This is a genomic window from Bradyrhizobium genomosp. I (2014), from assembly GCF_000261685.1.
Classification (GTDB): Bacteria; Pseudomonadota; Alphaproteobacteria; order Rhizobiales; family Xanthobacteraceae; genus Bradyrhizobium.
In genome coordinates this window covers 1-8759 of the sequence record NZ_AJQE01000200.1, presented here as the reverse complement: position 1 = coordinate 8759, position 8759 = coordinate 1, and the positions used below count along the sequence as shown (strand labels likewise).

Below are 8759 nucleotides of genomic sequence, written 5' to 3'. Positions count from 1 at the left end.
CGGCTCGCCGCTCGGGCCCGAGCCCAGCTTCGTCGTCGGCACCTGCACGCCGGATGCGCCGCAGGGCAAGACCACCGCCTCGATCACGGCCCCGACCGACACCATGCCGCTCATCGGCGCCGGCCTGAAGCGGCCGTCGTTCACGCCGCTGAAGTCCTCTTCCTTCTTCCTCGGACAGCGTCCGAAGTCAGACTCCTAAAGAGAACACGCATGTCTCCTGATCTTCTCAAGCTCATCTTCGGCCGGCTCGGCCTCGAATCGCTGCCGCTGCACGAGCCGATCGTCGTCGGCACTTTCGTGGTGGTCGCGCTCGGCGGCGCCGCGCTGCTCGGCGGCCTCACCTATTTCCGCCTCTGGGGCTATCTCTGGCGCGAGTGGTTCACCACGGTGGACCACAAGCGCATCGGCATCATGTACATGATCCTCGGCATCGTGATGCTGCTGCGCGGCTTTGCCGACGCGCTGATGATGCGCGGCCAGCAGATGCTCGCCTTTGGCGGCTCCGAAGGCTACCTCAACGCCCATCACTACGACCAGGTCTTCACCGCCCACGGCGTGATCATGATCTTCTTCGTGGCGATGCCGCTGGTCACCGGCCTGATGAACTACGTCGTGCCGCTCCAGATCGGCGCACGCGACGTGTCGTTCCCGTTCCTCAACAATTTCAGCTTCTGGATGACGGTCGGCGGCGCGGTGCTGGTGATGGCCTCGCTATTCATCGGCGAATTCGCCCGCACCGGCTGGCTGGCTTATCCGCCGCTGTCGAACATCGGCTACAGTCCCGACGTCGGCGTCGACTACTACATCTGGGCGCTGCAGGTCGCCGGCGTCGGCACGACGTTGTCCGGCATCAACCTGATCTGCACCATCGTCAAGCTGCGGTGCCCCGGCATGACGATGATGAAGATGCCGGTGTTCACCTGGACCTCGCTCTGCACCAACGTCCTGATCGTCGCCTCCTTCCCCGTCCTGACCGTCGTGCTCGCGCTGCTGTCGCTCGACCGCTACGTCGGCACCAACTTCTTCACCAACGATTTCGGCGGCAGCCCGATGATGTACGTGAACCTAATCTGGATCTGGGGCCACCCCGAGGTCTACATCCTGGTTCTCCCCGCCTTCGGCATCTTCTCCGAGGTCACCTCGACCTTCTCCGGCAAGCGGCTGTTCGGCTACACCTCGATGGTCTACGCCACGGTCGTCATCACCATCCTGTCGTATCTGGTGTGGCTGCACCATTTCTTCACGATGGGCTCGGGCGCCAGCGTCAACTCGTTCTTCGGCATCACCACGATGATCATCTCGATCCCGACGGGCGCGAAGATGTTCAACTGGCTGTTCACGATGTATCGAGGCCGTATCCGCTACGAGCTGCCGATGATGTGGACGATCGCCTTCATGCTGACCTTCGTGATCGGCGGCATGACCGGCGTGCTGCTCGCGGTGCCGCCGGCCGACTTCGTCCTGCACAACAGCCTGTTCCTGATCGCGCACTTCCACAACGTGATCATCGGCGGCGTGGTGTTCGGCGCGTTCGCCGGCATCAACTACTGGTTCCCGAAGGCGTTCGGCTTCAAGCTCGATCCGTTCTGGGGCAAGATGTCGTTCTGGTTCTGGGTCACCGGCTTCTACCTCGCCTTCATGCCGCTCTACGTCCTCGGCCTGATGGGCGTGACCCGCCGTCTGCGCGTGTTCGACGATCCCTCGCTTCAGATCTGGTTCGTCATCGCCGCGATCGGCGCCCTCTTCATCTTCATCGGCATCCTCTCCATGCTGATGCAGTTCGCGGTCAGCCTGCTCAAGCGCGAGCAGCTCAAGGACGTCACCGGCGATCCCTGGGACGCGCGCACGCTGGAATGGGCGACCTCCTCGCCCCCGCCGGACTACAACTTCGCCTTCACCCCCGTCGTTCACGACAATGACGCGTGGTGGGACATGAAGAGGCGCGGCTACCAGCGTCCGCTGACCGGGTTCAAGCCGATCCACATGCCCAGCAGCACCGGTACCGGCATCATCCTCGCCGGCCTCGCCACCGCGATGGGTTTCGGCCTGATCTGGTACATCTGGTGGCTGGCGGCTGCGAGCTTCATCGCGATGCTCGCCGTCGGAATCGGTCATACCTTCAACTATCACCGCGACTTCGACATTCCGGCTGAAGACATCATCCGGACCGAGGACGCGCGCACCAAACTGCTCGCCGGAGCCAAGTAAATGACTGTCTCTGTAAATCCCACGCAAACCGGCGAGCCGGTCTTCTATCTCGCCGACGAGCATCCGCATCCGGAAGGCTGGAGCACCTCGCTCGGCTTCTGGATCTACCTGATGAGCGACTGCCTCATCTTCGCGATCCTGTTCGCCACCTTCGGCGTGCTCGGCGGCAATTACGCCGCCGGCCCCGCCCCGAAGGACCTGTTCGACCTGAACCTGGTCGCGGTGAACACCTCGATGCTGCTGCTGTCGTCGATCACCTATGGCTTTGCCATGCTGACGATGCAGCAGAACAAGATCGGCCAGACCCAGATGTGGCTGGCGATCACCGGCCTGTTCGGCGCCGCGTTCATCGGCATCGAGCTCACCGAGTTCGCCCACATGATCCACGAGGGCGCTACCCCGCAGCGCAGCGCCTTCCTGTCCGCGTTCTTCACGCTGGTCGGCACCCACGGCCTGCACGTCTCCTGCGGCCTGATCTGGCTGGTGACGCTGATGATGCAGGTCCAGAAGTTCGGCCTGATCGAGGCCAACCGCCGCCGCCTGATGTGCCTGTCGATGTTCTGGCATTTCCTCGACGTGGTCTGGATCGGCGTTTTCACCTTCGTCTATCTCCTGGGAGTTCTGCGATGAACACCGATACCCACGCCGCCCATGCGGACCATCATCACGGCGACGGCCACGCTCACAGCACCTTCTCGGGCTACATGCTCGGCTTCGTGCTCTCGGTGGTGCTGACCGCGATCCCGTTCTGGCTGGTGATGAGCGGCGCGCTGCCGAGCAAGCAGATCACCGCGCTGGTCATCATGGCCTTCGCGGTCGTGCAGATCGTCGTCCACATGATCTACTTCCTGCACATGAACACGACGTCCGAAAACGGCTGGAGCATGATGGCGCTGATCTTCACCATCGTGATGGTGGTGATCGCGCTGTCCGGTTCGCTGTGGGTGATGAGCCACCTCAACAGCAACATGATGCCGGTGCACCAGATGAGGGGAATGAACTGAGCGAGGCTCCGAAATGAGCAGGACGCAGGCCGTGACGAGCAAGCCGGGGGGGACGCGCAGCGAGGCTGCGCGCGCCCCTTCCTTGTGGCTCACGGTCCTCTCGCTCATCGCCTTTGCAATTCTCGTCGCACTCGGCGTCTGGCAGATCGAACGCCGCGCCTGGAAGCTGGCGCTGATCGACCGCGTCGAGCAGCGCGTTCATGCTCCGGCCCGGCCGGTCCCCTCGCCCGCTTCATGGCCCGCCATCAGCGCCGCAAGCGACGAATACAGGCACGTCAGCGTCAGCGGCCGCTTCCTGCACGACCGCGAGACGCTGGTTCAGGCCGTGACCGAGGAAGGCCCGGGTTATTGGGTGCTGACGCCGCTGAAGCGCGATGACGGCACGCTGGTGCTGATCAACCGCGGCTTCGTGCCGTCGGAGCGGCGCGATGCATCGACGCGCCGTGACGGCAACCCCGACGGTGAGGTCGAGATCGCCGGCCTGCTCCGCATGACGGAACCGAAGGGCGGATTTCTCCGGGACAACGTGCCCCGGCACAACCGCTGGTACTCGCGGGACGTCGCCGCGATTGCGGCGGCACGCGGCCTTCACGACGTCGCGCCGTTCTTCGTCGATGCGGACGCCGGACCACAAATTGCCGGCGGTCCGATCGGCGGATTGACCGTGATCCGCTTTCCCAATAACCACCTGATCTACGCGCTGACGTGGTTTGCCCTCGCTTTCATGCTGGCGGGTAGACTTTTCGTCACATTCGGCGGCGGGCTGTTCCGCCGCAAGCGCTTCGTCCACGAAAAGGTCGGCGGCTCGGATGCCGTCGCCCGCAGGACGGGATCAGATGCTGGAACGTTCGTCGAGCCGACCTGACGACGGGAAAACGCTTTCCCAGACGCTTGCGCGTGACGGGCTGGCCGTCACGCTGCAGTCGCAGGCAGATGCGCGCAGCGAGCTGATCGGCACCGCTCCGACCGACGACGAGACCAACCGCAAGAACATGGCGCTGCTGATCCAGCTGCGCTGGACCGCGGTGGTCGGCCAGATCGTGACCATCGGCGCCGTGCATTTTGGTCTCGGCATCCCGCTGCCATTGGAGCGGATGGGCGCCGTGATCGGCGCGCTTGTGCTGCTCAACGTCTCCAGCCTCGTCTGGGTGGGCCATCGCGCCGCGATCACCAACAACGAGCTGCTGGTCGCCTTGATGCTAGACGTCGCCGCGCTGACCGCGCAGCTCTATCTCTCCGGCGGCGCCACCAATCCCTTCACCTCGCTGTTCCTGCTCCAGGTGACGCTGGGCGCGGTGCTGCTCGATGCCCGCTCGACCTGGTCGCTGGTCGCCCTGACCTGCGCGAGTTTCGTGTGGCTGACGCTGGCATACCGCCCGCTCGATCTGCCGCCCAACCCGTTGAGCGAGACTTACACGCTCACGGTCGCCGGCATGCTCCTGGGCTTCGTGCTCAACGCCGTGCTGCTGGTGGTGTTCGTCACCCGCATCAATCGGAACCTGCGCGAGCGCGATGCGCATCTGGCGGCGCTGCGCCAGCATGCCGCCGAGCAGGACCACATCGTGCGCATGGGCCTGCTCGCCTCCGGCGCCGCACATGAGCTCGGCACCCCGCTCGCCTCGCTCTCGGTGATCCTCAGCGACTGGCGCCGCATGCCGGATCTCGCCGCCGACCAGGAGCTTGCTGAGGATCTCGCGGAGATGGAGACCTCGCTGCAGCGCTGCAAATCGATCGTCACCGGCATCCTGGTATCGGCGGGCGAAGCGCGCGGCGAAGGCTCCTCGCCGACGACGGTGACGGCCTTCGTCACCGCGCTGGTCGACGAATGGCGCAATGCGCGCTCGGCCCGCACGCTCTACTTCGTCAACACCTTCGGCGAGGACGTCGCGATCGTCTCCGACGTCGCGCTCAAGCAGGTGATCTTCAACGTGCTCGACAATGCCTATGAGGTCTCGCGCGACTGGGTCGAGCTCGTGGCCGAGCGCGAAGGTGACAACCTCGTGCTGTCGATCTCTGACCGCGGCCCGGGCTTTGCGCCGGAGATGCTGGCGCAGCTGGGAAAGCCCTACCAGTCGAGCAAGGGCCGCGCCGGCGGCGGGCTCGGCCTGTTCCTGGTAGTGAACGTCGTACGCAAGTTGGGGGGCAGCGTGACCGCCGAGAACCACAGGAAGCGCGGCGCCACGGTGCGCCTGACGCTGCCGCTCGCAACGCTCGCGATCGGAGGAAATTTTGACGCCTGATCGTTCGCTCATCGTCGTCGAGGACGACGCCGGCTTCGCCCGCACGCTGAAGCGCTCCTTCGAGCGCCGCGGCTACGAGGTCGTGCTCGCCGCCTCGATCGAGGAGGTGCACCAGGTGCTGGAGCAACGCTCCTTCGGCCATGCCGTGGTCGACCTCAAGCTCGGCGGCGCCTCGGGGCTCGCCTGCGTCGAGCTCCTGCACACGCACGATCCGGACATGCTGATCGTGGTCCTGACCGGCTTTGCCAGCATCTCGACCGCCGTGGAGGCGATCAAGCTCGGCGCCTGCCACTATCTCGCAAAGCCGTCGAACACGGACGACATCGAAGCCGCCTTCACCAAAGCCGAAGGGAATACCGAGGTCGCACTCGACGCGCGGCCGACCTCGATCAAGACGCTGGAATGGGAGCGCATCCACCAGACCCTGATCGAGACCGAGTTCAACATCTCGGAAGCGGCGCGCCGCCTCGGCATGCACCGGCGCACGCTGGCGCGGAAGCTCGAGAAGCGGCCGGTGAAATAGCCGGCGCGCGTCGTTTGACGAAGACTCTCTCCTCTCGTCGTCCCGGCGAACGCCGGGACCCATACCGCGGAATCTATCGTTCCGATCGTAGGCGTACCGAACGACCAATCTTCGTCAAACTTCTCCCTGGGGGTATGGGTCCCGGCGTTCGCCGGGACGACACCGAGTTCATCGAGAGAGCTCTTGCACAAAGCTCCGTCATCGTGTTGGACAAACATCCCCCAACAAAAAGCCCGGCCGAACGGCCGGGCTTTTGATCTGTTGCGGTCGACGCGAGAGGCGCTTACGCCGCCTCGTCGGCGACGGTGGTGTCGTCGCCATCGGTATCATCGGTATCGCCCTCGGTATCCGTGTCGCCCTCGCCGTCGGCGGCTTCCGCCTTGGCGCTGGCGCGGCGCGGGCTCTTGGCGAGCTGGGCCTCGATCTCCTTGACCGCTTCGGTCTCGGTCGAGTGCTGCACCACCGCGATCTCGCGGGAGAGACGGTCGAGCGCCGCTTCATAGAGCTGGCGCTCCGAATACGACTGCTCCGGTTGCGACTCCGAGCGATAGAGATCGCGCACGACTTCCGCGATCGCGACGATGTCGCCCGAATTGATCTTCGCTTCGTATTCCTGGGCGCGGCGCGACCACATGGTGCGCTTGACGCGGGCGCGGCCCTTGAGCGTCTCCAGCGCCTTCTTGACCAGCACCGGGTCGGACAGCTTGCGCATGCCGACGTTCGCGACCTTGGCGGTCGGGACGCGCAGCGTCATCTTGTCCTTGATGAAGTTGATGACGAACAGCTCGAGCTTCGCACCGGCGATCTCCTGCTCCTCGATGGCCAAGATCTGGCCGACGCCGTGGGCGGGATAGACGACGAACTCGTTGGCCTTGAAGCCCTGACGCTGGGTCACGACCTTCTTTTCCTCGACCTTCGGCGCAGCAGCAGGCTTGACGGCCGGCTTGGCGGCCACGGGAGCCTTGGCAGGCGCAGCGGCAACAGGGGCCTTCGTCGCGGGCTTGGCAACGGGAGCCTTGGCGGTCACCGGCTTGGCAGCGGGAGCCTTGGTGGCAGCAGCGGGCTTGGCAGCAACAGGCTTGACAGCGGTCGCTTTGGCGGCCGGTTTGGCAGTCTTGTTAGGCATTGCGCTTCTTTTGTTCTTCGAGGACTTTGCAGCCGGCGCCTTCGTCGCGGTCCGACCCTTGGATGCGCTACGGCTGGCCGCGGCGACTTTTTTGGCCTCCTTATGGGAAGCCCTCGCTGAAGTACTCTTTTTACGCGTTTTCTGTGACACAGCCTGCGCGCGGAAACTGCCACGCCCCTGTTCGACATTTGGTTTCACGGGAACCCAGAGGGGCCAACGGGGCTGACGGGGTTCGGCTTAATGTGCCCAATATAGCACATTTCCCGCAAAAATCAATGATTTAGGGGTCTTGAGGGCTGGTTTTCGGCTGAAGCGGCGCTATTAGGGTTAAGTTTGGGCCCGAATTAGTCGCCGGAGCCGGGGTTCGGAGAAAAATATTTCTCGAACTTGCCATCCATCCCGTCGAACTCCTTGGCGTCGGCGGGTGATTCTTTCTTCTGGGTGATGTTCGGCCAGCTCTTGGCGTATTCGGCGTTGACCTGAAGCCACTTTTCCAGGCCCGGTTCCGTGTCCGGCTTGATGGCGTCGGCGGGGCATTCCGGCTCGCACACGCCGCAATCGATGCACTCGTCGGGGTGGATGACGAGCATGTTGTCGCCCTCGTAGAAGCAGTCGACCGGGCAGACCTCGACGCAGTCGGTGTACTTGCACTTGATGCAGTTTTCAGTGACGACGTAAGTCATCCAACGCTCCGAAAAGCTCTTTTAGAAGTCGCGGCTTGCCTAGCGCGGATGGCCCTGCGCTGCAAGGTCGGGAAGGCCCGATCATGACGGCTTTGTGTGTTTGATCGACCAAGAAATGAATGGCATGCGCAATTAATTGCGCATCCCGAGCTCTTCGTAGAGCACCCGTGCCGAGGCAGCATCGCCGCGGCGTTCGCTAAAGCTTGTCACTCTCAACACGCGCACCGTGCGGTCGAGCGCGATGGTGAGCACGTCGCCGATCTTGACCGCATGCCCCGGCGAGGTCTCGCGCGCGCCGTTGATGCGGACGTGCCCTGTGACGACCAGCTCGGCGGCGGAGGTGCGCGCCTTCACCACCCGCGCATGCCACAGCCATTTGTCGAGGCGCTGCCGCTCGGTCGTCGTGGCTCTATTCCTTTCGACGCGTTCTCGTCACGCGAACCGCTCCGCACGTCGCTTGAAAACGCCTGCTATTCCTTCCGGCCGGACAGCTGCTCTTTTAGTGCGGCGAGCTTGGCGAAGGGCGAGTTTGGATCGGCGGGACGATCGCGCTCGCGCGGGCTTGCGCTCGAGGCATAGGGACGGAGCGACGGACCGCCTTGGCGGTCGCGTCCCTTGTCGCGGTCACGGCCACGGTTGTCGCGGCCCTTGTCGCGTTCTCCGCCGAACTTGCCCTTGTCGCGATTGCGATCCTTGTCGCGATCCTTGCCCTGGAAACCGCGATTCCGCTCGCCGCCCTCGCCGTTTTCGCGGCCCTTGCGGAAATCCTTGCGATGATGACCGCCACCATGACGGTGCCGCTCGCCCCGCTGGGCGCCATCGGCGGCTTCGCCGGGTGCGGCCGCGCCAGCCTCGGCCCCCGCCTGCGGACGCGGCTGATGGTGACGCTGGTGGCGATGGCGCTCGTGGCGCGGCTTGCGGTCCTCGTGACGGCCGGCCGGACGCCAGACCTCGACCAGCTCAGGCTCTGCCGGC

8 protein-coding genes and 3 pseudogenes are annotated in these 8759 nt (G+C 64.5%); 7 read left to right on the top strand and 4 right to left on the bottom strand.

Translation table 11 applies throughout. The annotated features are described in order from the left end of the window. The 7 genes and pseudogenes from IC50_RS19190 to IC50_RS19160 all read left to right on the top strand — a co-directional run. A pseudogene (locus tag IC50_RS19190) lies at positions 1 to 199 on the top strand (ubiquinol oxidase subunit II); the annotation flags it as partial. Between the two features lie 11 nt (positions 200 to 210). Then, a complete protein-coding gene (gene cyoB / locus IC50_RS19185) occupies positions 211 to 2208 on the top strand; it encodes a cytochrome o ubiquinol oxidase subunit I (protein WP_035708249.1) in 1998 nt (665 codons plus the stop codon). Continuing rightward, positions 2209 to 2838 (top strand): cytochrome o ubiquinol oxidase subunit III, encoded by a 630-nt coding sequence (gene cyoC, locus IC50_RS19180; RefSeq protein WP_035708247.1) that lies wholly within the window; start codon positions 2209 to 2211, stop codon positions 2836 to 2838. It abuts the gene before it with no gap. Beyond that, positions 2835 to 3212, top strand: a complete 378-nt coding sequence (gene cyoD / locus IC50_RS19175; RefSeq protein WP_035708245.1) for a cytochrome o ubiquinol oxidase subunit IV — start codon at positions 2835 to 2837, stop codon at positions 3210 to 3212. The genes cyoC and cyoD overlap by 4 nt, the downstream gene beginning before the upstream one ends. Before the next feature lie 13 nt (positions 3213 to 3225). Beyond that, entirely contained in the window at positions 3226 to 4077 is an 852-nt protein-coding gene (locus IC50_RS19170) for an SURF1 family protein (RefSeq protein WP_035708241.1), read from the top strand. Further along, on the top strand, positions 4049 to 5452 hold the full coding sequence (locus IC50_RS19165) for an ATP-binding protein (RefSeq protein WP_035708238.1): 1404 nt from the start codon (positions 4049 to 4051) through the stop codon (positions 5450 to 5452). The genes IC50_RS19170 and IC50_RS19165 overlap by 29 nt, the downstream gene beginning before the upstream one ends. After that, a complete protein-coding gene (locus IC50_RS19160) occupies positions 5442 to 5975 on the top strand; it encodes a response regulator transcription factor (RefSeq protein WP_035708235.1) in 534 nt (177 codons plus the stop codon). The genes IC50_RS19165 and IC50_RS19160 overlap by 11 nt, the downstream gene beginning before the upstream one ends. 283 nt (positions 5976 to 6258) lie before the next feature. On the opposite strand, the gene IC50_RS19155 is transcribed toward IC50_RS19160, so the two are convergent. The 4 genes and pseudogenes from IC50_RS19155 to IC50_RS19140 all read right to left on the bottom strand — a co-directional run. Next, entirely contained in the window at positions 6259 to 7101 is an 843-nt protein-coding gene (locus IC50_RS19155) for a CarD family transcriptional regulator (RefSeq protein ID WP_081492469.1), read from the bottom strand. A 344-nt stretch (positions 7102 to 7445) separates the two neighbouring features. Further along, a complete protein-coding gene (fdxA, locus tag IC50_RS19150) occupies positions 7446 to 7784 on the bottom strand; it encodes a ferredoxin FdxA (RefSeq protein ID WP_035708232.1) in 339 nt (112 codons plus the stop codon). A gap of 132 nt (positions 7785 to 7916) precedes the next feature. Then, positions 7917 to 8180 (bottom strand): annotated as a pseudogene (locus tag IC50_RS19145) (RNA-binding S4 domain-containing protein); the annotation flags it as partial. Between the two features lie 74 nt (positions 8181 to 8254). Further along, positions 8255 to 8759, bottom strand: a pseudogene (locus IC50_RS19140) (helicase-related protein); the annotation flags it as partial.

Bases quoted from the DNA above. Each gene is read 5' to 3' on its own strand.
- cyoB (WP_035708249.1), top strand. From the start codon at position 211: ATGTCTCCTGATCTTCTCAAGCTCATCTTCGGCCGGCTCGGCCTCGAA.
- IC50_RS19165 (WP_035708238.1), top strand. From the start codon at position 4,049: ATGCTGGAACGTTCGTCGAGCCGACCTGACGACGGGAAAACGCTTTCC.
- cyoD (WP_035708245.1), top strand. From the start codon at position 2,835: ATGAACACCGATACCCACGCCGCCCATGCGGACCATCATCACGGCGAC.
- fdxA (WP_035708232.1), bottom strand. From the start codon at position 7,784: ATGACTTACGTCGTCACTGAAAACTGCATCAAGTGCAAGTACACCGAC.
- IC50_RS19170 (WP_035708241.1), top strand. From the start codon at position 3,226: ATGAGCAGGACGCAGGCCGTGACGAGCAAGCCGGGGGGGACGCGCAGC.
- cyoC (WP_035708247.1), top strand. From the start codon at position 2,209: ATGACTGTCTCTGTAAATCCCACGCAAACCGGCGAGCCGGTCTTCTAT.
- IC50_RS19155 (WP_081492469.1), bottom strand. From the start codon at position 7,101: ATGCCTAACAAGACTGCCAAACCGGCCGCCAAAGCGACCGCTGTCAAG.